A 23,657-nucleotide genomic window follows, 5' to 3' on the forward strand; every position below is an offset into this window, starting at 1 on the left:
ACCATGTCAGCCCGACAGCTCCTCCAGGTACTCCGCGATGGCCGAGCGGAACGCCTCCGCCGAGCGCAGGTCGATGACGAAGGCGAGGTAGCCTTCCAGGTTGCGCGACTTCAGGCTGAAGTCGATCTGCACCAGCATGATGATGCTGTCGTTGCCCCCGAGCAGGCGCGTCAGGCCGGCGCGCCCGGCGTGATAGGGCTCGGGCAGGCTGGAGTGCAGCTCGGTCTTCAGCACGTTGGCGATGGTGGCGAGGCAGCTGTTCAGGATGATGTTGCCGATCTCGGCCAGCGTCTCCTGCTCCAGCTCGGAGATTTCCTCGGCCGGCATGTCCTCGCCGATGACCGCGCGCACCAGCTCCAGGCTGCGCTCGCCGGGAAACAGCAGGGCGGCGGAGCCGGTGATGAGCCCCTCGAAGCTCTGCATCACACCGGCCAGCACCTCGGGCACGCTGGCGGCGAAGGCGGCTTCCGCCTCCGACATGTCGGCCAGCCGGACCAGGGGCACCGACAGCACCACCTCGTCGTCCACCAGCCGCGAGAAGCTGGCGGCGGCGCGGCCGACGCCCATGTTCATCAGCTCGGTGACGACGTCCTGTTCGTCTTCCGTGAAGCGCCACGCCGGAGCCATCACGCCGCTCCCTGGCCGGCGCCGAGCAGGAAGCCCTGCATGTCCTCCTCGCGCGGCGGCTTGGCGATGAAGCTCATGCCGAGCGCCTCGGCACGGCCGGCGACGGCGTCCTGGATGTTGGCCGTCACCATGGCCATGCGGATCTCGGCGTGTTCCGCCGCCAGCTGCTCGGCCAGTTCCAGGCCGTTGCGGCCGGGCATGTTGAAGTCGATGAGCGCGCGGTCGACGGACACGCCGTCCACTGCCGCCGCCGCCTCGTCGGCCGAGGCCGCCTCGATGATTTCGGCATCGGGCACCAGCTTCAGCACCAGGCGGCGCAGCGACAGGCGCGCGACGCGGCTGTCGTCGACGATGAGAATGGTGGTCATCCGGTCTTTCCCCTCTCAACCCCTCGCAGGCAAGGGACCGCGCCGGGCTTGTTCCGCCCGGGTCGCCACGGGATCCTGTCCCGTCCCTTTCCCCAGTGGGGGACAATAGCCCACACGGGCCGCCAAGAGAAGCGGTGCCGCCAGGATTTCTCGCACGGCGCGAGTGACTTTTTCTCGGCGCGCGATGTCGGGGCCGCGCCCGCACGTTCGTCGTTGCGGAAAGGGAGCCCGCCGGGAGCACCGCCGCCATGCCCACCATCACCTTCACCGCCAACCTGCAGACCCACGTTGCCTGCCCGCCGGCGGCGGTGGCCGCCGCCACCGTGCGCGAGGCGCTGGAGGCGGTGTTCGCCGAGACCCCGCGCCTGCGGTCCTACATCGTCGACGAGCAGGGGCGCCTGCGCCGCCACGTGGTCGTCTACGTCGGCGACCGGCCGGTGAGCGACCGCACCACCCTGTCCGACCCCATCGCCGCGGACGACGAGCTGTTCGTCTTCCAGGCCCTGTCCGGAGGATGACCCCGATGCCCACCCTGCACATCGCCACCCGCAAGGGCCTGTTCACCCTGCGCGAGAGCCTCGGCCGCCGCCACCTGAGCCGCCCCGCCTTCCCCGGCGAGGCCGTCACCGCCGTGCTGGCCGCCGAGGGGCGGCTGTTCGCGGCGCTGCGCCTCGGCCACTTCGGGGTGAAGCTGCACCGCTCCGACGACGACGGCGCGACTTGGCGGGAACTCGCCGCCCCCGCCTTCGCCGCCGGCCTGGAGGAGGCGCCGGCGGTGGACATGATCTGGACGCTGGCGAGCGACGGCGGCGGCACCCTCTACGCCGGCACCCTGCCCGCCGCCCTGTTCCGCAGCACCGACGGCGGCGAGAGTTGGAGCCTGATGGAAAGCCTGTGGCAGGTGCCCGAGCGCAAGGACTGGCAGGGCGGCGGCTACGACCTGCCCGGCCTGCATACCGTCCTGGTCGACCCGCGCGACGCCCGCCGCCTCACCGTCGCCGTCTCCACCGGTGGCGTCTGGCGCAGCGCCGACGCGGGCGCGTCGTGGCGGCTCACCGGCAGCGGCCTGCACGCCGATTACATGCCGCCGGCCCTGGCGAAGGAACTGGTGGCGCAGGACGTGCACCGCCTCGCCGCCTGCACCGCCGCACCGGAGACGGTGTGGTGCCAGCACCACAACGGCATCTTCCGCTCGACCGACGGCGGCGAGACCTTCGACCGGCTCGATCCCGTTCAGCCCTCCGCCTTCGGCTTCGCGGTCGCGGCCCACCCGCGCGAGGCGCAGACGGCGTGGTTCGTGCCGGCGGTGAAGGACGAATGCCGCATCCCGGTGGACGCCCGCCTGGTGGTCACCCGCACCACCGACGGCGGCCGCACCTTCGAGGCGCTGGGCAGCGGCCTGCCGGCGGCGGATTGCTACGACCTGGTGTACCGCCACGGGCTCGACGTCGACGCCGACGGCGAGCGCCTCGCCATGGGCTCGACCACCGGCAACCTGTGGCTCGGGCAGGACGGCGGCGCGCACTGGGAGCGGCTGGACGCCCACCTGCCGCCCATCGCCCAGGTCGCCTTCGCCTGAGCGGGCGGCAGCGGTCAGCGCTCGGCGTACATCTCGATCTGCCACGCCGTCTCGGTTTCGGTGACGGGGTGGCCGCCGTCGGGCAGCGGCTTGAGGGCCACCTCGTGGGCGATGCGGCCGAGCTTCACCTGCAGTTCCAGGCCGAAGCGCGCCGACACGCCCGCCGCCCGCGCCAGGGCCGCCACCGCCCGCGGCGACTGCGAGGCCAGGATCTCCAGCACCACCCGCACCGGCTGATCGGCCAGCACGGCGAGACCGGCCACCAAGTCGTCCACGTGATCGGTGAGCAGCGACACCATGAGCTGGCCTTCGGTGAGCTCGCCGCGCACCTGCATCTCCCGCGCCCGCACCAGCAGCGGTGCGAAGCGTTCCTCCGCCTCGGCGGCGTAGGGTGACGGCAGGGCGCCGGGGCCGTCGGTCAGGCGCTGGTCGAGGCGGTTGTTGACCACCTCGCGCAGGCGCTCGGTCGCTTCCGGCGTCAGGTCGCCGCGCTCCATGAGGCGGGCGAGCACATGGTCGGCCACCATCTCGGCCAGCCGCCGCACCGACGGCTCCGGCAGTTCGGCGCGGCGGGCCAGGGGCAGCTGCCAGTCCGGCTCGCGGTCGGCCGACGAGATGAGGCTGTCGAGGGTATGCTCCTGCAACTGCGAGCCGGCGTTGTAGAGCAGGTGCGTGACCGCGCGGGCATCGCCGCTGGCGACGATGGCCTCCGTCACCTCCGCCCCGACGTAGGCGCGCCGCGCGATGGCGGCCAGCGCCCCGGCGACGGCGTTCTCGCGGATGATGTCGAGCAGGTCCTGGTCGTCGAGGATCGGCGAGAATTCCAGGATCGGCGCCGCCACCAGGATCTCGACGTCGCGCGCCAGCCGCCGCACCAGGCTCGGGTCCACCGCCGTCACGTCCTTCAGGCCGTCGGCGACGGCGGCCCGCACCGCGGTCAGGCGGTCGCGCGACAGGCGGTCGAGCACATCGAAGGTGATGGAGGCCGCCCGCGCCCCCGGCGGCAGGAGGCCGGTCCGCTGCAGGTCCGCCACCTTGGCGGCGAGCGCGGCGCGCACGCTTTCGTCGGCGTCGTCGGCGAGCCGCAGGTTGGCTTTGGCCGGTGCGCCGGGATTGGCCGCCACGGCCAGCCGCACCGCCGTCTCGGCATCCTGCGCCAGATAGTACAGCACCTCCGGCGGGGCGACGGACAGCGCCGCCACGCGCTGCCGCACCTCCATCCGCGGATCGGCGGCCAGCGCCCGCGCCTCCTCGTAACCGAGGACGGCGGGATCGGCGTCGGACCCCTCCTGCAGGGCGGACAGGCTGTTCACGGTCTTCTCCTTCACGGCGCCCGCCGGCCCGGCTGCCGCGCCACGGCGTAGGACCCCTTGCCCTTGCGCTTGATGGCGTACATGGCCCCGTCGGCCCGGCTGACGAACTCGTTCATGTCCTCGCGGTTCACCGGGTCGTAGACGGCGATGCCGATGGACAGCATCAGCGGCAGGTCGGGACGCGCCGAATGCTGCTTCAGGATGGCCGACGCGGCAAGGAAGACTTCGGCGCGCTTCACCGCCACCGTCTCGTCGGCATCGTCCAGCCAGACGGCGAACTCGTCGCCGCCGAGCCGCGCCACCATGTCCGTCGAGCGGGTGTTGGCCCGCAGCAGGTCGGCGACGTCGCGCAGCACCTTGTCGCCGGTCTCGTGGCCCCAGGTGTCGTTCACCGCCTTGAAGTTGTCCAGGTCGACGTACATGAGCGCCGCCTTGCGCTCGCCGCGGGCGAGGCGGCGTACGCGGCGCTGCATGTCCTCGTAGAAGGCGCGACGGTTGAGCAGGCCGGTCAGCCCGTCGGTGCGCGACACCTCCACCAGCACGCGGTGGGAATAGAGCTGCTCCAGCGCCACCCCGACGGTGCCGGCGATGCCCGCCAGCAGGCGCCGCTCGGCCTGGCCGAAGTCGGGCCGGTCGGCCTCGCGCCACACGACGATGGCGCCGTTGATGCGGTCGCCGTGCATGCACAGCGTGCCGATGAGGTGGCGGTCACCCACCAGATCCCCCACGACGGCGTCGCGCCCGGCGCTTTCCAGGGCGGCGATCAGCCGGTCGGCGTCGCGGTCGGAGCCGATGCGCCCGAAGGCGGTTTCCTGCTGGAAGGTCGGGTGCTGCACCACCTTGGCGAGCGGGGCGGCGATGCCGAAGATCTGGCAGCCGGTGGCGGCCATGCCGTGGGTGATGGCGCTGGCGGCGGCGCGGATCATGTTCTCCGGCTTCACCTCGCGCTGGAACAGGCGGACGATGCGGCCGAACACACGTTCGCGGGCCCGCGCCTCCGCCATTTCCTGCTCGCGGCGGCGCTGTTCGGTGACGTCGCGGCAGACGCCGCGGGCGCCGGCCCAGCGGTTGTCGGCGTCGAACAGCGGCACCGCCGTCACTTCCAGGCAGCACAGGCTGCCGTCGCCGGCACGCACCCAGACGTCGCGCCCTTCGAGGGGGACCGGCGTCGCGAAAGGATTGATGGGGTCGGTGTGGCGCTCGGGGTCGAGCAATTCGCCCGCCGGCAATCCGATGACCCGGCGCGGCGCATAGCCGAGCAGACCCTGCGGCGCCACGAAGCTGAAGGCGCCGTCGGCGTCCACCTCCCAGGCGTGCTCGCTGGAAATTTCCACCAGGTCCTTGTAGCGGGCGCGACTTTCCGTCAGGGCGTTGCGCAGGCCGCTGTCCATGGTGCGGTCGGAGGCGAGCACGAGCCGGTGGCCGCGGCGGTCCGGCGGCAGCAGGAACAGGTCGTAGACGCGCTTGCCGGCGTCGGTGTCGAGCATGACGCGGGTGGCGGGGGCGGCGGCGGCCAAAGCCTCGCCGAGAGCCGCCTGCACGGCCGGCGCCAGCCCGAGGCCGGCATCGTCGGTCAGGCCGTCGGCGTCACGAAAGGCGCGGCCCAGCATCACGGCGGCCGCGGTCGCGTCGATCACCGCGCAGGGCTGTCCGTGCGCGTCGAGGGCCTCCTGGCTGATGTCGAACGTGATCCCCTCCGTCGTGTCGAGCACGACCCACTCCCGAAGCTGTTCGCTCAGTATCTATCACGTTTGAAGATACGCGCGAAGCCACCCCGCGAACGAAAGGGGCGCCCGTTCGCCCGGGCGCCCCTCATCCGGTGGACGTATCGTCCTTTCGTTCGTGGACCCTCGACCTTCGGCGGATCTCAGGCGCCGTTCCGATAGCGGCGCATAAGTATAATCCCAATGAAGCGATACGCCACACCACCCACCAAGCCCTTGATTTTCCTCACTTACCGGCATTGTGGCTTCGTGAGCGGGATACGCCAGAAGTTATGTTAAACCACATCAGGTAGCATCGGATTATGCCTGTCGTAGCACCATGGAAGCATCACAGGAACCGGCGCCCGTTGTGGTTTTGAATTTTGCTTTTGGGAAACCCGCTTCGCTATCCTGAGTCCATCAACTATTTGAACGTGGGACACACGAAAATGAAGCTTACCGACGCCGCTATTCGCAAACTCACAGCCAAGCCCGGTCAACGTGCCACCGAATATCCCGACGACTCGGGCTGTGGTTTGTGTCTGAAGGTCACCGATGCAGGCGGGAAATACTGGGTCTACCGCTACCGCTATAACCGCAGTGTGCCGAAGCGGATCAACCTTGGGCAATATCCGCTTGTCAGCCGAGCCGAGGCACTGAAGACCGCGCAACATCTGGACTATGCGCGCAAGGTCGAAAATCGCGACCCCGCTTCTGTGGTTGCCGACCCCCGAAAGGCGGGGACGGTCGGCGACGTGCTGGAATTCTACATGGGCACCGTTAAGAACCCGCAGACGCACCACAATTTCACCAAGCTGTTGCGCGAGTTCCGGGCGAAGTATGACAGCATGACGGTGGCGAACTTGACCCCACACGTCATTAAAAATTTCATCGAAGACAATTACAAGCACCGCCCCGGTTCTGCAAGAATGTTAGTCAGCATTCTATCCGCCGCGTTCCGCAAAGCTGCCGACCCGGTAAGCGGAATGGAATTGCCCGCCGGATACTTTAACCCGACTACCAGCGTTACCGCGAACGTGGATTTTCTTCGGGACCACCACCCCGACGGCTACGCCGTATCGTGGGAAGAACACGAGTGGGCGGCAATCATGGAAGGGTTCGCGAAGGAACTAGCCAGCGGCGCCGCCGATCCTATCGGGCTGCTGTGCCTGCAACTGGTCTACATGACGGGGGCGCGACCCAAAGAAATCCAGACGCTCCGGTGGTCCGAAATCCAGGGCGACAAGATTGTAAAGATGCAGCACAAGACGGTAAAGAAGACCGGCAAGCCCCGCCACATCTTCCTTTCTGCGGCTGCGAAGGCGATCATTGATCGGGTGCGGGAAGAAGCCGCAAGCCGAGGTATCGCAAGCGAATGGGTCTTTCCGTCCACCCACAACCGAAACAAGGCAGGTTACATTACCGCCCTGTTCTACTTCGCCAAGCGCATTTCCAAGCATACGGGCTTTGACTTGAAGCCCTACAACGGTCGGAGTGCCTATATCAACGTTGCCCTTGATTCGGGGGTCCCGCTGCATGTGGTGGCTGGCAACGTCGGACATTCGACCACCCGCACGACAGAAAAATACTATCAGCGTAACAGCGAACGCATGATGCGGGCTGGTGCCGACACTGTGGGCGCCCGCTTCGCCGAGTTGATGGGCGGCGGCGGCGGCAAGACTTCCCCGGCCACCTAACCACCCTGGCCCCACCCACAGCAGCCCCCACCCCACCCGGTGGGGGTTGTTCTTTTCCAGGGCTCCCGATACGGTCGGCGCGACGGTGGGGAACAACGGTGCGGAACGGTAACCGAACGGCAACGGCGCCCGCGCCGCCCCATCGTCACCCCACCACGCCGAGGACGCTGCACACGAGCCTTGCCGCTGCCAGGGCACCCGCACCACTGCGGACCCGCCGAGCGTCACCACAGAGGCTTTCCAGCCGATCCACGTGCAATCCGGTCACCGCTTGCGCCGCCACTTCGAAACGGTCTGCCTCGGTGGGATCGTCGGTCATGTCGGCAGCATCGCCGAGCAAATCGACAAGCCAATCGGACAAATCCCATTGGCGTCTTACGGTTTCGTCAAAGCTGGAATAGTCGAGCATGGCAGTCGACGCGATCGGTTAAGTTGGACCCTGCCAATAGTATAGTTGCAGCCCGAAAAGCAAGCCGATAGATTCGACCCGCCGCCCTACCCGCACAGGGGTCAAGGCACAGCCCCGTCACCATGTCGGCTACCGTGGTGGCGGGGCTTACCTTTTCAGCGACCGTCTTTCGCCCGACCGATCACCAGCCCCAACACTTCGACAACCTTATACGCCTTGCCGACCCAAGTAGTTGGATCGGGGGTCTTGGTGCTGGCAGTGACCAGTGACGCGACGGTTACAATACCGCCGAGCGTGGCAACAATCGTTTCGGCATTCGCCCAAAGCAAAAGTAATAGTTCCATGATAACACCTTGTAAATATGCGATTTATTTAGTTACTAACTTTGCTTCCGCCCAACCCAACGTTGCACGGTATCGGTTTCATATATCCGAATAGCCGTCCAAATGATGGTGACGACTGCGGCGATTGCGGGGAGTATCTGGCTAATTGTGCCGAGCGTAATACCGACCGCCGCAACGTCCATTAGGGTTTTGCCTTGGTCTGTCACGTAGGCCACCCGTCCAATACTGCGGCGCGGGTAGTCTCGGTCAAATAGCCGAGGGCAACCAGTGCATCTAGTCCGTTGATCGTGGTCGGATAATCACGGCGCACGTCGGACGCATAGTCTAGCTTCAGCCAAAGCGCACCTAGTGCGGGGGCCGCCTTTGCTTCGACTAGCTGTGCATCGGTAATACCACCCGCCGACTGCAAGTGTTCCAGGAACTGCAACTTGGTCAACGGCAGATATACCGGTGCTGGCAACGTCCAACCCGCAACGAATGCTTCGGGTTCACCTTCTCCAGTATAGACTTGCGACAAGGCACGGTCATGATCCATGACCCGTCGACCTTCTGTGTCCCAACAGAACATGCTTTCAGACAGAAACCACGGTGTTTCGGAAGACGCGAAGATTTCGCCATTCGGCTTTACAAGATCATACATGATTATTCTCCAATCTTGGCGTTTCGTCCAAACACCGACACCTTGTTTCCGCCTGCGGACGTGTGGTCGAGACTGCCGAAATAACCGGCGTATTTGCTATTCAGGTCCGCCCAACCGGCAAGCTGCACATCGGCAGCACCACCAACTGAATCGGTCTTTGCCACACCCACGGCAGCAATACCGCCGGGGCGGAAGCGGAACGGTGTGGTAACGGAAGTCGACGGATGCTTCGGGGTGTAGACGGTGGCGGCAATCGGTCCGCCGAAGACCAGCGAAGAGCCAATCCAGTTAGTCCCCTCGGACGGAAATACTGTGTTGCTATCGTTGTTCCCGGTGAGCAACTCCACGGAGGACGTCTCCGACATGGTGTCTAGGCTGATTGTCAAGTATCGCAGCGCCGCCGTGCTGGAGCCCAGCCAGCCGCGACCGTAGACGACAATAGCCGTCCGCCCCTGAAGGAACAGGGCACGAGGAAACTGCACGTTGCCCGACAGCAGAGGGCTAGAAAGTGTAGCGGTGCCGTTGCCGCCCATTGTAAACTTAAATGATGCTGCAATTGTCGCGGTGGTCTGCGCATCCATAACCAAGATTTCATTCCCGGAAGCCACCCCAAGTGCGGGGTTCGCAATGTAGACGGTGCTTCCGAGGTTGCTTTGCGACGGGTTGCTGTTATTTGCTTTCGAATATGTATAGACATACATGCTTCCGCTTACTGCGACCACGCAGTAAACGTAGTTCGCATCTTCGTGGAAAAGTCCCGCATTACTGTTGTGACCAGCCGTCGACATGGTAAGGGTGGGCGCAACGGCATCCCCGGCAACGGCGACTTGAGATATATTCGACGTGCCCGTGCTGCCAAGGAACAGGGCAGCGGTGCCGTTGCGTTTGATGAGTGCGCGTTTCACCGTGCCACCAACCGGCGGACCTTCGGTCGTGCCGACGTTGCCCGAAAAGTAACAATTCGACGCACCAGCCGAAATATACGGTGTGCCCGTCGTGTAGTTGACAAACACACCAGCAACGTAGCTAGTCGAGCTAATCTGATACGACAAAGCGTATAGCCACCCCGCGTCCACGCGAACACCAATCGTCCAGTTGTGCGAAGATGGAGCACCAGAAAGGAAGGTCGTCGGAGACTGCACAAGGGCAAGTGTCGTCTTGTTGATGGAAGCCCACTGTGTAGTATTTGCCGATGAATTGTGCCAGATGATAACGTATACATCGGCGCACGGGACAATCTGCGAACTTTCTGAAGCGGACATGGGGGACGTGTTTGTCCCGGTCGTCACTACAGAAGAGCGAAGAACCGTCAAGTTACGGTCGAATACTTTGACAAGACACGCCGTGGAACCGTTGTGGACGATAACAACGATTTCGTCACCGTCTACGACTATGTGCCCATACCCCGTTCCGCCGCCGATAGTTTCGGACGCGACAACCGCGCCGGTCGGGTCCACCACGAGAATTCGACCGGTGGACGAAAGACTACCGTTCGTGAACACCCGTTCACCCGTCGACAGCATGCCGTAATAGGGCATGCTCGTTGCCGCAACGGTAGCAGCGGACGGCAGCACCCGCGCGCCGGTCGGTGTCTCCCCGATGTCCTGGATGGGCGGAACGGCAGCCACAACACCCGACAGCCTGTTAGCTGCCAGCACGTCGCCCGCCTTCACATCGCCGTGGATACCAGATGTAAAAGTGCGGATCACATCCCCCGAAGCGGTTGAACGCAAAAAGTCAGAAATATTGCTCATATCAAAATAGTCTCCATTCAGTGCCGTTATACCAGATCGTTACGTCGATACCGGCAACGTCCAAAATCAAGTTCTCGGCAAGTCCCATAATTGACTTACCGTTGCGGTCAACCGTGTGTGCGACCGTTTCGGAAATGCTTTCACCGTCGAGGATGCGGATGGAATCACCCGCCGCCGGGAACAGCGGCAACGTCAGGGTCACCGCGTCAGGTGCAACGATGCGGTAGGCGCGCCCGGCTTCCAGGGTGGTGTTGCTGGTCACGCTATCCACCACCACCGGGCGAACGTGGTCCCACTCGACCACGGCCCCATTGGATCGAGCCACCAAGCCAGCATTTGCGGGTGCAGGATCGGGAACGGTGCTGCCATCCACGCTTGCGGCAGCGGCTTCCGCACGGTCTGCCTCGGCGGTCGCACGGTCGGCTTGCGCCTGCGCACGGTCCGCCTCGGTCTGCGCACGGTCGGCTTGCGTCGTGGCGGTCGTGGCGGCGGTCTGCGCGGTGTCACGCAGCGTAATGGTTTGCGAATGCAGGTCCACCACAAGCGTGTATTTGTCACCCGTCGCCGCGCCGATGGTGGCAACATCGCCGAGCGCGGAAATAAATCCGCCGGGATGAAACCCACCACCAAGCGGAATACCGACGGAATCATTACTGCCGTTGTTGTATTGCGGCAACCGGTTTAAGGCATTGTCTATTTCTGTTTGTGTCGGCATTGTGTCCTAAAAAGTAAGCTTGTATTTCTATTTATCTGTAAAGGGTCAATCATCCGATCAACTCATGCAAAGTCAAACGCACCCGCCACAGGCGCAACGCATACTCTTCAATCACAACGTCACCGGTAATTCGGCACAAAAAGCTTTCGCGGGTCATGTTGATTGCGTCGTCTGGATTGGGAATCAAAAAGACGGGTTCGGCGATATCGCGGTCTGTAATGTGGTCAAATAGCTGCATCGCTTCCGACTTTGACAAGACTTCGAACGCGATTTCCGTCCCACGACGCGACTGACGACGTTCAAAGACTTCGGTTCCGCTTGGCGTTTCGTCGCGAACAGTGCGCGGCAAGAACTTCAAGCCACGTCCCCAAGAAAAGTTTTGCTTCGGCTGAAAACCCGCCCCCACATACAGATATCCGATATCGAAATAGCCGTTGCTGTTGTTCGCGTCGTCAATCTCGACTTTCAGATATCGTCCTGTCACGCCTAGACCGCTGTCGAGCCAAATGCAATTTCGGGTGTATCTGTCGATATCCTTTACCTTTGCCTTGCCAAGCCAGAAGTTTTCATCTTCCCATCGCAGTTGATCGGGTGTGTAGATCGTCGGGAATACGTCGGTCCATTCAGTCACCAAATTGGGCGCCGCGAAATCTTCTGTATCCGAGAAAGTCAATCGGTATTTTGCATCGATGGACAGGGTATGCGCGGCTATGATCACACCGCGCACCCACTTTGCCGCGCCCATGTCAAGCACGAATTGCGAATCTGCCAGAGCCAGACTTGCGCATCTGGCAGGACGGGCGCGTAACTTCGTGTCGAGCATATTCCCGAGTGGCAGCGTCCAATTACCGCCGCTGAATGTGCCACCGACCGCAAGATTTTCCAGGAACCAAATAGCTTTTGTCATACCTGTATTTATCCCCACAGCCCGAAAGTGATCTTGTTGAGACCCGCTGTCGTGGGGGCAACAGACGTGACGACGAAATGCTTTGAAATCGACTTGCCGGGCAAGTCCAGATAGACGGTATCACCCATCCGAATCCCGAGGTTTCCCGCCGTCAATTCAACGGTCATCTCGTAGGATTGCCGAGGCACACCGTGCATTGCCAGCAATTGCGCTGCCAACGCCTCGGCATCTGCCTTTTCGGTCAGAGCGGTCGGCAAAACGATTTCGGCAGCCGACGGGTAACGGTCCCGCGTGGTGGTGTTCTCCGCCACGGCTTCCCGCCACTCGGCATCCAACCACCCTGCCCGGTCGGTGCCGATCAAGGCTTGCGCAATCTCGTTCGACCCCATTGGGGTGTGGTTGCGGTCGTATTGCACGACGACACGCCACACCGGGGCGGGGAAGCCGGTGGTGGTCGATAGCTCCACCACGTCCCATGCCGTGAACGTTGCCACCGACGATCCAGCCACCGGCAAGCCCAACAAGACCGCCTGCCAGGTGCCCGAGGCATCGGGCACCACAGCTCCACCGACGGACCGGCAAACTGTTTCGACGGTGGTCCCTGCCGTGTCACCGCGCGTGTAGACGCCTACGGAAGCCGTGGAAGCCAATCCGGACACCGAGGCGCCCACCGACCCCGACGGCACCCCCGCGCGCACCAGCGCACCGGAAATGACTGCCGACGGCGTGGCGGTCGATGCCGTGAAATCGAATGTGACGGTGCCACCCGGTGACGTGCCAAGCTTGACCAGACCGCGCGCCTTGTCGGTGGCGTATTGGGTGGCGGATGGCGTGGCACTGTCGAAAGCCGTGCCCGAGTAGTCCCCGGCCAAGGTCAACCCCATGTCACCACCTCGGTCGAAGATACCGTCAACCGACAGTATGGGACCGTCCGACAACTGGTAGACCAGATTGGAGCCGACTTGCGGCGCCGCTACCCCGCGCACCTTGCCCAAGGCATAGGGCTTGGTCTGCCCAGTAACCCCGGTCGTGCTGCCATCGTATAGCCCCGTGCCCGAGTATTTGTTTTCCGACAATGGCTTATCGAGCACCCGGCGGGCATCCCACAGCCCGAACCGGTAGCGGTCGGCGTTTGTCAAGCTGGTTTCGAATGCAGCCCCTTCCGCCCGACCCGACAGAATTTGCGTGTAATCGGCAAATGCCGCGCCGATTTCGCCCCAATAGACGGACACACTGCCGAGCGCATAATCACGCAAGTAGTTCAATGCACCATCGGCATTCGACAAAATACACACACCAACACCAATGGCGCCGGTCTGCGACTGCAAATCGGCGAATATTTCCGTAGAATAGTTGACCGGTTCTAAGACGCGCGGATCATAGATTTGATTCGGGCGGTGCGGGTCCGACGGTGGAAACGGTCGGACAACACCGGTCGAACAATACAGCGTGGAAACGGCACCATCCGGCGCAATAACTTCCAACTCAACAAGAAACGTCTTCTGTTTGGTCATGCGGTCTTTCGGGTCGCAGCCTGCGCAAGGCGCGACACTTCACGGGTTAACTGTTCAATCTTGGCATCCGACTGCGCCGCACGGCGTTCCAGGGCGGCAATCAATCGGTCGGTGTTGCTGGATTGCTGGCGCCCGACATATTCCAGCGCTGCCGACGTATCCCCGCCGCCGCGCACGGCTTCGCCAAGTTCGCGGTTTGTGTAGACGCGACCGGGATTGTGGAAGTCCACTATCTCGGGTCCGTATTCACCAACCAGCGCCAAACCGGGCGACGCGAAACCACCGTCGGCAAAGGCGCGCCCTTCCCCAATACCGTGGTTCGTGTAGTGGTGGCTTGCCCACTTGTTGAGTTCTTCGCGGTATGCCGCACCCGTCAACCCGCTTTGATTAGCAAGGTCTTGTGCCCACGCCATCACGTCGGGGTTATTCGACAGGTAAAGCTCTTCGCGGGTGAACATGCCCGAGGCACCCGACGGCGTTCCGGGAACCACGACGGGGATACCGTTGCCGACCGCTGCACCACCGATACCGCCGGGGATCGAGCCACCCCGGTGTGTGGTCAAGTCGGCAATCTTCGCAATGAGGTCTTCGGTAAGTCCAAGACCTTTCAGCCCGGTCGAAGCAATTTGCGACAGCAAACCGGTTTGCGTATTCGCAATAGCGATATGCTGTTCCGCGAGCGAGATTTGCGAACGACCGTAGTTTTCGACAGTTTCGAGCGTGCGGACAACGTCGTTATAGTCGGATTGATATGCCTCGGCACTGTGGTTGAATGCCCGCGATGCCTCCAAAAGCTGTTGCCCGATGCCCGACAGTTCACCCGCAGCCGTCGGGTCACCAGCCATCGCCCGCGCCCGCAACGCCGTCCAACGGCTGCGCAACTCGGCAAGGCGTTCGGCTGGTGTAGCTGGTGAAAGCGCCGGGTTGACGGTCAAGCCAAGGCGTGTATTGCGCAGACTTTCGACAATGCTGGTCCACTGCTGCGCGTTCTGGCGTGCCACTTCCGTTGCCCGCTGCGCCCCGCTGGTCTCGCCGTTGATTGCAGCCGCACGAACCTCATACCAACGCTCCAAAAGCGTCAGGTCCATGCCGAGGGCTTCCAGGTCCGCACGCCGTGCCCGATACTGTGTCTCTAGCTCGAACATCTCGGCAAGCTGTGGCGCAACAAGCCCAAGGTATTCAGACATAAGGCTTTCTTCGAGTTGACCGCGCATCTTGGCAAGCCCTTCGGTCATGGCGTCCGTTGCCTTACTGGCATCTAGACCGACATTACTGAGGACTTCACCCATATCCCGGAAGGTATCAACCAACGCTTTCGCGCTGTCGGCGACGGTCTTGGTTTCTTCACCGACCAAGCCGAATGACTTGTATACGCCGTCAATGTAACCAGTAATCGACTTGTCCCGTTCCGCAAGGACTGCGCCAACGTCCAATTCGTTTTCGCGCGCAAGGTCCGCATATTCGTCCATCTTCCGCAACATGCCTTCGAACGCTTTGGCAGCGTCCGACAGGGTTTCGTCCGACTGTCCAAGACCGTCATAGAACTTGGCGAATTCCAACGCGGAATCGATGGCAGCAACACTTGCACCGTCAAGCCCCGAAATGACTTTTCGCATGGCGTCGGACACGCCACCCGCAGTCGACAACAGATCACGTGTTACATTCGCCAACGCGGCTTGTGCTGATGCTTCGTCGTTCGGATCGAATTTATACCGCTTGATTTCGTTGATATTGCGATACAACAGTTCGTAACTGTCGTCACCGAACGCAACACCCACGTCGGTTTGGGTGAAGTCCAACCCGTAACGCTGCGAAAGACCAGTCGTCAGCGGTTCGAGCAACTGTTTTGTCAACTGCTGGACTTGTTCCGTATCCATGTGTTTGGACTTGGCTTCAGACACCACAAGACCACCGTCGGCACCGATGTTGCCCCAGGCGTGCGCGGACGGATGCGGCTTACCGCCACCGATCATTCCGCCGAGGACGGTGCCCAAAAAGGCACCCGCGACCGCGCCCAGCGGCCCCAGCACGGCACCGGCTTGCATTCCAAGGATGGTTCCGCCGCCTGCCAGTGCCGAGCCGAGTGCAGCACCACCGACACTGCCGAGCGTGCCACCGATCGTCCCGCCGATGGGGTTGCCGCCGAGGCCCAACAGGTTGGCACCGAGCGAGCCAATGACGCCCCACGGGCTATATGAAAGACCGTTGGCAAGTGCCGAACCTGCACCGGACATGACGGGGGTTGCGGCTGCCGACACGCCACCGGGGACCGCAGCCACGCCGAGGGTCTGCGCTGCGCCCGGACCGGTCAATGTCGACAGTCCGATGGACTGCCCAAATCCAGACGTGGCAATCGACTTGCCGATATTCAATAAAGATTCAGACTGCCCGAAGCTGGTTGCAAGATTGGACAAACCAGACACCGACGACAGGTCGGAAGTGTAGGTCAGTTGACCAGCACCGCCGCCGGTCGACGTTCCACCCGCGCCCGTGATTCCCCCCATGGCGGAAGCAACAAGCGGCTGTGCAACAGGTCGAATAATGGCGTTCGCCGCGATTTCCGCGAAGGTGCGGAACATGATCTTTTTGATATCTTGGGCGAAATTGACCCAAGACCCGCGCTCGCCGTCCAACCAAGACCCAAAAATATCCGCGCCGTATTCCACTACGTCATCTGTGGTCTTATTGATGATGCGTTGACGTTCTTTTTCGGCGTCTCGAATGGCGTCAAGGCGCTTTTCTTCGGCTTGTTCAACCGCACGCTTTGCCCGTTCGTCCTGCTCTTTGCTTTTCTTTTTGGCTTCGACTACGTCCCACGTCGCACCAGCTTCCGCTTTGATTTGCTCGATAGTCTCTGCGGTAAGCTTCTGGTTCTTGTCTCGCGCAAGGTTCTCGGCGCGGATTATTTCTTCATGAATGGCACGTTCGCGAGCGGACATAATCACGCCTTCGCGTTCGTCCTTCAGGGCTTTTAGCTGGTCTTCTATGCCTTTGATATAAGCCGCACTATCATTAGCGCCTTGTTTTGCCTTTCGCTTTGCTTCGGCAGCCGCTTCTTTTTCGGCTTTGGTTCGAACTTCGGCGTCTTCCGCTGCCTTACGGTCGGCGTCGGCTTTTGCCTTATTTGCCGCTATTTCGTCCTTTTCATTTTTCGAACGCTGCGCCGCTAACTGGTTTTCTTTGCGCAGAACCTCTTCCAGGCTCTCAATCTTTTTGTCGAGTTCTTCGACTTCTCTCTTGCGTGCCTGATTTTCATAGACGAACCACCCGCCGGAATTGTTCGGGTTGTTCTTTTCAAGCAACGCGGCGCGGCGGGCGCGTAAGTCGTCCAGGGCTTCCCCGGTCGTGGTCGTAAGCCCGTCCCGCAGTCCCTGAATCAGGTTCACACCCTGCTGCAATATCCAGACGATCGTTTGCGAGGCATGCGTAATGCTGTCGAGTTCACCGCCGAATACCTGCCACGCCGTCTGCACATTCTGCATTGCACGGTCCATGGTCACCGGCATTTGCGCGAATTTCGCGTTGGCTTCATCGGCGCTGGCAAGGATAGCGCGGAATACACGATCCGCCGTTAGTTCACCAGCCGAACCCATTTCTTTGAGCCGCCCGACGCCAACACCCAATTCTTTCGCCATGGCCTCGGCAAGCAACGGCATGTTCTCCATAATGCTGCGGAGTTCGTCACCTTGCAGCCGACCGGACGCCAACGCCTGCCCAAGCTGGATTGCGCCGCTGGTTGCCTCTTGTGTCGAGCTACCGCCGACGATGCCGAATTTCTGGACTACGTCGACTAGTTCCGCCACTTCCTTGCGGGTTGCGCCGATGGCTCTTGCAGCGACTTGGTAGCGCACAAAGGCGGAAATATTGCTGTCGAGTGCCGAACCCGTTCTTTGAGAAATGGCGTAAAGGTCGGCCATACTTTGTCGGGCGCGGTCAATGCTGCCCGTGGATGCTGCCAGCTTGCCGAATGACCGCGCCATCTCGTCACCAGCTTTTGCGATTGGCATGGCGGCGGCGGCAACCAATGCCAGTGCGGCGGCGGCTGCCATGCCAGCGGGACCAAGGGCGGCAAGGGCACGAGTGATGCCAGCGGCAGCCCCACCGAGACCCGCAAATCGGCCGGTGAGCCCCTGCACCGACGAATCAAGACCACGCAAACCGAGCGAAGGCTTGCGGCTGGCTTTATCTACCTTGTCGAATGCGCGTTCGCCTTCTGCACCGACTTTGCGGAAGGCATCTATTACTTTTTCCTGTCCCTGCGGGGAAAGTCGAAATGCGGTGTTAACGGTTCGGGTCATTCAGTTTTTGCACGGCCTTTTTAATGAGTTCTAATTGATATTTATTAGAAATCATCGAAAGGTCGACCCGCTTACGGGTGCGGATTTGCTTCACGAGAAAGAATATTGACACAGTTGCCGTGCCCTTGCCGAAGGCACCCGACTTTGTCTTTCTGGCCTTCCCAATACCGCTCTTGCCGTCTTTACCTGTCGTGAACTTGCGCACGTCCACCAACATGGCAGTATTACCGCGCTTTCCGGGGACGAATGCTAGTTCACCGGGATAATTCGCGGGGCGCAGTCTTTTGCCGTTGCGACCGCGCTTCGGCGCGAATTGGGTAGGAATTGCAAGGTATTTCTTACCGTTCTTTGCCTTGATTGTCTGGGCTTCTAAGAAACTTTCGAGAATATAGCTGGCCTTGGTATAGATAAAACCGGCGGTGTCTTTCTGGTATTCCTTCGACCGCCACGTATTAGCAAGCCGTTGCCCAAGTCCGGCGGAAGTGGTGGCTTGGCGGATACCAGTCTTCGCGGCTTGTGTTGCTTCGCGGGTGGCTTCCCATAAGGAGTCCCGCACGTGCTTTTGTTCCCGCGCAATCTGTTCCTTAAGTCGTCCCTGTATTGCGGCGTTGAACCATTGGTTTGACACGTGCGGCTAGTCCTTCTTAACTAATTTCTATCAACGAAACCTCTTCCTTACAAGACATTTCGTTAGTAACTTTACTCATTTGCGGCTTGCTTCCTCTGCCATAATGGCGTTAGCAAATGAGTCCATAATAGAGAAGTAATCGAGCACAACAGCAGGTTGCTCGTAATACCCACCGGCTTCCAGCGGCGTGTGTCCGGTAATTCGCGGCGCCCCGCCCATCGGGGGATAATACCAAATAGCCGTGTTCCGCCATGCCGCTACTACTTCGGCTGCCTCAAAATCCACTAGGTCACGGGGGTTTGCGTCAAAGACGACACCCCCGGCTTCCCATGGTCCGTCACCCGCAATTTCTGGATCGAATGCGATGGCTGGTAATAGAGACACCATCACACCCGCCATTAGTCTTTTTTTTCGTCCGGTCGGGCGAAGAGCAAACCCCAGACATAAAAGCCAACAACCGTCAAATCATTTGCCGGAATCTTGGCAAGGTCGGCATCCGTCACACCGCCGACTTTCGCCGTAACGCCGAGTTCGGCGCACTCCACTAGGAACATGCGGACCAAGACCAGAGGCAGCACGTCCCATGCATATCCGAAGTCCGCCACTGCATCCATGTATGGCGGATATTCCTGCAACAGGGCTTCGATATCTGCGAACTCGGCGCTCTTTTCTTTGCCTGGAATTAACATATTTCCGAGTTCTTCACCGAACACCGCCTTAGCTTTCTCGGCATCGAATTCCGGGGCATTTTCGGCGATAAGGTCGATACCTTCGTTTGCCGCTTTTACAACACCACCGAAGCCAAGATCAGCAATGCCCAATGTGGCAAGTTCGCGCTTAACTTTTGCTCTATCAAATACATTCGGCACTCTCAGGCGGTAGACCGGGGCATTCTCTGCCCCGGTTTCCGTGTAATACTCTGGCGTGTAGTCTACGAGTTCTTTTGTAGAAACGAGTTTTACCATATTGTTTGGTTGTCCTTATGGTTTGTCTGATATTAGTAAATGCAGATGTAGGCGCCGCTATCAATACCCACGGCGGAGAAACCAGTTTCGGCAGTTACGAGTCCTTCGCGGTCACCCGGATTCAGGCTGGTATACTTGGCGGCGGGGATCGTCACTGCAACGCGGTTACCGGCGGTGCTGCCAAAGCGAGCATGCACGACCTGCGCAACGCCATTGCGGAAAGCCGACATAACGTCGCGAGTTGCAACCAGAGTATCGAGGGGATCAATCGAACCCGTGATGTTGCGGGACGTGATGATGGCACCGGCAAACCCTTCGGAAGCATTAGGATCGTTCGGGTTGACGACTTCGTTTCCGCTGGTCAAAGACAGGCTCGAACAAGCGGCAGCCGAACGGTCAACCAGCGCCTTGCCAGCACGCCACGTCGGCGGGGTCGGTGCGTCAAACGAAATATTCGGAACAGCCGCGTCAGTCTTGCCGTTGAACATGCCGTTGATTTCGAAAGAGATACGACCCACACCAGCAGCGTCAATGCGCACGCTCCAAGAGCCACGGCATTCGGTCAACGTATACTTGGTGCCATCCATGTAAAGGTGTAGGGTGCCGGTCGGAATGTCGTCACCCGAGTAGGGGCTATACAGCACGTGCGCCGGAATTTGCACGTTATTGGTGGTGGTTACGGCGGTGCCAAGCGTCTCGACAAGGGTAGCGGTGCCGTCTGCGGCATAGTTGCTGACAAAGGTAAGACCAGCGTCAACGAAGAGCGGTGCGCCATTCCAGGCGTTGGCGGTGGTGCCGAAATCGGCGGTCGGCAGGGCGGCGGTCGTGGTGGTGCCACCGGTCGCGAGCACAGCCGCAACGGGGGTGTCGGTGTTGGCAGTCTCACGCATGCCGCAAACTTCGAGGACACGACCGTAAACCGGGGCGGTCCCGGCGGTCCCAGTGCCACGCATGAGGACGCTGAAAGACACCGTGGCGCGCATGCCGCCGATGATGGGAGCCGAGGAATCCAGCGAACCGGTATTCTCGTTAGTCTGGATAGTGTTGGCGTCAAATGAAATCGAAACGTCTTCGCCCGGAATGTAATCGGCGGCGGTCGGCGCGGCATCTACGCCTGCCACAGTTTCGTGTTTGAACAAAACGGCGCTGTTTCTAGCGCGAATATACTTAGTCATATGTCGGGTTACCCTTATGCTAGTGTGGAAATTAGTTGCGTGCGAATCGCAATACTATTTATCAACCACGCGCATTCGGGCGCCCAATATTTACCCGACAAATGGATTACCGGTTTCGGTCATGTAATCGACCGCAAACGCAATGCCGATAGTCCCCACACGCTTCGAGGCGCGTGTTTCGTCAATATCGGGGTTCGTGGTGCTAGTCTCGAAAAGGTCAACGGCAACACCGCCTAGTGTCGGGTCGTCCGCAAGCTTCGCCACCACTTCGCCATATTTGGCGTTCAACGCGGTGCCGATATCCGTTGCCGACGATTGCACAATGATTTCTACCGGAACCGTCATTCGATACCGTGTTAGACCGTGGTTCGAGTTGTCGGCATCCTGTTCACCGTCGTAAACGAGAAATGCCGGATACGGACCTTCGTAAACGTCTTCGGGATTGCGGATCACAGTCCCGCCGAGTTCTGACAGCTTGGCGACAAGGGCTTGCATAATAGCTTCGCGATAAGTGAGCGGCATTGTTTACAGGTCTTCCAGATAAATGGTGGTCGTGCCTTCGCCGTTATTGCGCACGTCCAGCACGTTGTAAGTCACACCTTCCACGGCAACACCCCAACCCTTTGCTACGGCTGGAAGTCCGACCGAAGGGCACAACAGCGTCACCCGTTCCGACCGCACCCGACTGCCATAGTCACCGGTTGCGTATTCCAGGGCTTCCCGATCCAGGAAGCCGAGGACGGTATAGGACACAGCCGACAGGTCGGTTAGGACGGCGCTGGATGCGAAGTCCCGGAAGAAGGGGGTTACGTCCTGCCAAATCATTTGCGGCGCCCCCTGCCCTGGCGCTGCGGCGGCGGTGGGTTCGTCAGGGCACCGAGCAACCCGGCTTCCACCAGCTTTTCGGCAACGGCGGCGGTCATGGTGGCTTTCGCCCCGGCGGGGTAAAAGACCCCGCGCCACCACGCATCCCGCACGAAAACTAGTTCGACGGTGGCGGGACGGTCGTTAGTCACGGCGGGTCACCTTCGGCTTTTCACGACGGTTCGTCACGGTAGGGGACGGTTCGGCTACGGTCGGGGCGCGATCGGCAAGACCACGTCCGAGGAAAAAGGCTGCACGGTCGGCCGGTAGCTCCACCACGGAACCGGGTTCGGCGTCGGGATGCCCATACCCCACGACGCAAGCGGTTTTAAAAATGATTTTCACGTTGTCCATATGTATTTCCTAGTCAGTAAAAAGGGCGGGACCGAAGCCCCGCCCCCATCGGGTCAAATGTTTACGCGATGATATCCTTGATAACGGCAAAGCTTTCGTCGTGGGCGAAAACAAAGTCGCAGTCGAAGAAGGCGCGGAACACATATTCCTGAGTGCCCATGGCAGTATACGGGTCCGCAACGATTTCCAGGCTGCCGAATTCCGCAAGGTAAACGTCGGCAAAGTTGCCAAAGACCATGGCGGAAAGATTGGTCCCGGTGCCCTTGGTCAGGTCGGCGGGGACAAGGCTGGTCGAAGCGAGGGTGTAACCATTCAGGTTGCCGCCTTCGTAAATCATACCCGTCCCGCTCGCCTTCTGCGTGGTCTTCATCGCGCCCACAACCTTGGCGTTGGTCAGGTAACCGAGCGAGCCAAAACCAGCGTTCGCGTGCGAAACCATCGATTCCAGCGCAACCACGTCAGCCCAAGTAATCGCGCCGCCATTGGCGCCAATGGCATGAACCGGGATACCAGCCTTATTCAGCAAACCGGCGGGAACGTCACCAGTGCCGGAACCTTCGATTACGGTATGGTCGATCTTGACCGCAATTTCGCGAGCAAGATGGGACTGAATCCAGGAATCCAGCGACGGGCGGGACTGCTTCAGGAGCGCACGCGAAATCCTCACGGTGCCGTCAACGGTGCGAAGCTGCGTCTTGCGGGAATCGGTGCCGGGGGTCGACGCGGCGGTCGTGGAGAGTTCACCCACGAAACCGACGTTCGCACCCGACGTAATAACCGGGAAGCTGGTGCCAGCAACAGCGGGGAACACGGTCGCGCCAAGACGCTTAATGACAGTGTTTGCATACAGCATGTCGATGAGGGAACCGTGCACGGTCGGCACGAATTCACCGCCCGCATTCGCGGCGGTTGACATGGTGCGAGACAGAACATCCATCGGGATCACCAGTCCGCCACGAGTATTTTCCTTGCCGGAAGCGGCTGCGGCGGAGACCTCCCATTCAAAACCACGCTTCGAAGCGTCTACGAGACCTTCCAGGGCGCGCGAAATGCTGTAGGACTGGGCTTCGCGGGTCGAAAGACCAATATTCGCGGTGGAGCGGATTTCGTTGGCGGTGCCCTGTTCGCGAGCGGCAACGAACTTGCGGAACTCTTCGACAGAAACGCCGAAATGATTGGCAATATCAGCGATTTCGTTACGCTTCGCGTCGGCAACCGCTTCAGTCTTGTTTTCGTTTTCCATATTCGATTTTACCTCTATAAATGGAGTTTTATGTATTTCGTCACTACGCCCAATACCGACAGTCATATCAGCAGGGATAGCGACCAATGAAATTTCAAGCGGTTTCCATTTGACACGATAAACGTCCAGTCCATCGCGCATGCCGTCTTGCTTTGACATCGCGGTGATCTGGTATCCGACGCTAATATTGCGCAAAATACCGCCGCGAATGTCTGCGAGGATTTGGCGCGCCTTTTCCGATTGTCCGAATCGGACTTTGGCACGGCCGCGACCGTCCGGGTCGACCCTCGCGCTTTCCACCACGCCAACCTGATTTTCGATGCTGGCGTCATGGTCAACTAAAAAGGGCGCGGCGCCGGAAGCGAGCCAAGTAAGGTCTACTTCGTCGGTGCGGTGCCCGAGTATTTCCATGCCGAAACTGCGGGGATATGGCTCTTCTGAAGAGAAAGCCAATTCGACCACGTCGGTTTCTGTTTCGTCGGCGTTATCCGCCCGGTTTTCGATTACCGATAGCGTGAAGTTGCGCTGTTCGGTTTTGTCGTGTTCAATTTCCATGCTTT

At 60.8% G+C, this 23,657-nt stretch carries 23 protein-coding genes; 3 read left to right on the forward strand and 20 right to left on the reverse strand.

Annotated features, from left to right (window positions below; translation table 11 throughout):
• Positions 1-6: 6 nt before the first annotated feature.
• Both CRP50_RS14845 and CRP50_RS14850 read right to left on the reverse strand, forming a co-directional pair.
• Positions 7-627, reverse strand: a complete 621-nt coding sequence (locus tag CRP50_RS14845; protein WP_097279961.1) for a chemotaxis protein CheX — start codon at positions 625-627, stop codon at positions 7-9.
• Entirely contained in the window at positions 627-995 is a 369-nt protein-coding gene (locus CRP50_RS14850; protein ID WP_097279962.1) for a response regulator transcription factor, read from the reverse strand. The genes CRP50_RS14845 and CRP50_RS14850 overlap by 1 nt, the downstream gene beginning before the upstream one ends.
• Before the next feature lie 248 nt (positions 996-1,243).
• Between CRP50_RS14850 and CRP50_RS14855 the strand changes: the two genes are divergently transcribed.
• Positions 1,244-1,513, forward strand: a complete 270-nt coding sequence (locus CRP50_RS14855) for a MoaD/ThiS family protein (RefSeq protein WP_097279963.1) — start codon at positions 1,244-1,246, stop codon at positions 1,511-1,513.
• A gap of 5 nt (positions 1,514-1,518) precedes the next feature.
• Positions 1,519-2,574 (forward strand): WD40/YVTN/BNR-like repeat-containing protein, encoded by a 1,056-nt coding sequence (locus CRP50_RS14860; RefSeq protein ID WP_097279964.1) that lies wholly within the window; start codon positions 1,519-1,521, stop codon positions 2,572-2,574.
• Between the two features lie 14 nt (positions 2,575-2,588).
• On the opposite strand, the gene CRP50_RS14865 is transcribed toward CRP50_RS14860, so the two are convergent.
• Together CRP50_RS14865 and CRP50_RS14870 are read right to left on the reverse strand one after the other, a co-directional pair.
• Complete coding sequence (locus tag CRP50_RS14865; protein WP_097279965.1) at positions 2,589-3,887, reverse strand: DUF2336 domain-containing protein; 1,299 nt, start codon at positions 3,885-3,887, stop codon at positions 2,589-2,591.
• Between the two features lie 11 nt (positions 3,888-3,898).
• Positions 3,899-5,599 (reverse strand): sensor domain-containing diguanylate cyclase, encoded by a 1,701-nt coding sequence (locus CRP50_RS14870; RefSeq protein ID WP_097279966.1) that lies wholly within the window; start codon positions 5,597-5,599, stop codon positions 3,899-3,901.
• A 440-nt stretch (positions 5,600-6,039) separates the two neighbouring features.
• Here CRP50_RS14870 and CRP50_RS14875 point away from each other — a divergent pair, with 440 nt between their 5' ends.
• Positions 6,040-7,287, forward strand: a complete 1,248-nt coding sequence (locus tag CRP50_RS14875) for a tyrosine-type recombinase/integrase (protein WP_097279967.1) — start codon at positions 6,040-6,042, stop codon at positions 7,285-7,287.
• Between the two features lie 145 nt (positions 7,288-7,432).
• On the opposite strand, the gene CRP50_RS25085 is transcribed toward CRP50_RS14875, so the two are convergent.
• The 16 genes from CRP50_RS25085 to CRP50_RS14910 form a co-directional block, all read right to left on the reverse strand.
• Positions 7,433-7,696, reverse strand: a complete 264-nt coding sequence (locus tag CRP50_RS25085) for a hypothetical protein (RefSeq protein WP_141415142.1) — start codon at positions 7,694-7,696, stop codon at positions 7,433-7,435.
• 155 nt (positions 7,697-7,851) lie between these two features.
• Entirely contained in the window at positions 7,852-8,040 is a 189-nt protein-coding gene (locus CRP50_RS14880) for a hypothetical protein (RefSeq protein WP_097279968.1), read from the reverse strand.
• A 202-nt stretch (positions 8,041-8,242) separates the two neighbouring features.
• A complete protein-coding gene (locus CRP50_RS25090; protein WP_141415143.1) occupies positions 8,243-8,680 on the reverse strand; it encodes a hypothetical protein in 438 nt (145 codons plus the stop codon).
• A gap of 2 nt (positions 8,681-8,682) precedes the next feature.
• On the reverse strand, positions 8,683-10,434 hold the full coding sequence (locus CRP50_RS25095) for a hypothetical protein (RefSeq protein WP_141415144.1): 1,752 nt from the start codon (positions 10,432-10,434) through the stop codon (positions 8,683-8,685).
• A 1-nt stretch (position 10,435) separates the two neighbouring features.
• A complete protein-coding gene (locus tag CRP50_RS14885; protein WP_141415145.1) occupies positions 10,436-11,149 on the reverse strand; it encodes a hypothetical protein in 714 nt (237 codons plus the stop codon).
• A gap of 49 nt (positions 11,150-11,198) precedes the next feature.
• Positions 11,199-12,056 (reverse strand): hypothetical protein, encoded by an 858-nt coding sequence (locus tag CRP50_RS25100; RefSeq protein WP_141415146.1) that lies wholly within the window; start codon positions 12,054-12,056, stop codon positions 11,199-11,201.
• A gap of 8 nt (positions 12,057-12,064) precedes the next feature.
• Positions 12,065-13,570 carry a hypothetical protein gene (locus CRP50_RS14895; protein WP_141415147.1) on the reverse strand — a complete coding sequence of 502 codons (1,506 nt, stop codon included), beginning with the start codon at positions 13,568-13,570 and terminating at the stop codon, positions 12,065-12,067.
• A complete protein-coding gene (locus CRP50_RS14900) occupies positions 13,567-17,868 on the reverse strand; it encodes a tape measure protein (protein WP_097279972.1) in 4,302 nt (1,433 codons plus the stop codon). Before CRP50_RS14900 ends, CRP50_RS14895 begins: the two co-directional genes overlap by 4 nt.
• Positions 17,852-18,496, reverse strand: coding sequence for a DUF6441 family protein (locus tag CRP50_RS25105; RefSeq protein ID WP_141415148.1), 645 nt, complete (start codon positions 18,494-18,496; stop codon positions 17,852-17,854). The genes CRP50_RS14900 and CRP50_RS25105 overlap by 17 nt, the downstream gene beginning before the upstream one ends.
• Positions 18,497-18,571: 75 nt before the next feature.
• Positions 18,572-18,895 carry a hypothetical protein gene (locus CRP50_RS25110; RefSeq protein ID WP_141415149.1) on the reverse strand — a complete coding sequence of 108 codons (324 nt, stop codon included), beginning with the start codon at positions 18,893-18,895 and terminating at the stop codon, positions 18,572-18,574.
• Positions 18,895-19,461, reverse strand: coding sequence for a hypothetical protein (locus CRP50_RS25115; RefSeq protein WP_141415150.1), 567 nt, complete (start codon positions 19,459-19,461; stop codon positions 18,895-18,897). Before CRP50_RS25115 ends, CRP50_RS25110 begins: the two co-directional genes overlap by 1 nt.
• A gap of 32 nt (positions 19,462-19,493) precedes the next feature.
• Positions 19,494-20,636 (reverse strand): hypothetical protein, encoded by a 1,143-nt coding sequence (locus CRP50_RS25120; RefSeq protein WP_141415151.1) that lies wholly within the window; start codon positions 20,634-20,636, stop codon positions 19,494-19,496.
• A 90-nt stretch (positions 20,637-20,726) separates the two neighbouring features.
• A complete protein-coding gene (locus CRP50_RS25125) occupies positions 20,727-21,158 on the reverse strand; it encodes a hypothetical protein (RefSeq protein ID WP_141415152.1) in 432 nt (143 codons plus the stop codon).
• Between the two features lie 3 nt (positions 21,159-21,161).
• On the reverse strand, positions 21,162-21,461 hold the full coding sequence (locus CRP50_RS25130; RefSeq protein WP_141415153.1) for a hypothetical protein: 300 nt from the start codon (positions 21,459-21,461) through the stop codon (positions 21,162-21,164).
• A gap of 183 nt (positions 21,462-21,644) precedes the next feature.
• The gene (locus CRP50_RS25135) at positions 21,645-21,854 is read right to left on the reverse strand and encodes a hypothetical protein (protein WP_141415154.1); all 210 of its coding nucleotides are present in this window, start codon (positions 21,852-21,854) and stop codon (positions 21,645-21,647) included.
• Positions 21,855-21,915: 61 nt separating this feature from the next.
• Entirely contained in the window at positions 21,916-23,652 is a 1,737-nt protein-coding gene (locus tag CRP50_RS14910) for a phage major capsid protein (RefSeq protein WP_097279974.1), read from the reverse strand.
• Positions 23,653-23,657 lie beyond the last annotated feature (5 nt).

The organism is Caenispirillum bisanense, assembly GCF_900230255.1.
Classification (GTDB): Bacteria; Pseudomonadota; Alphaproteobacteria; order Rhodospirillales; family Rhodospirillaceae; genus Caenispirillum; species Caenispirillum bisanense_A.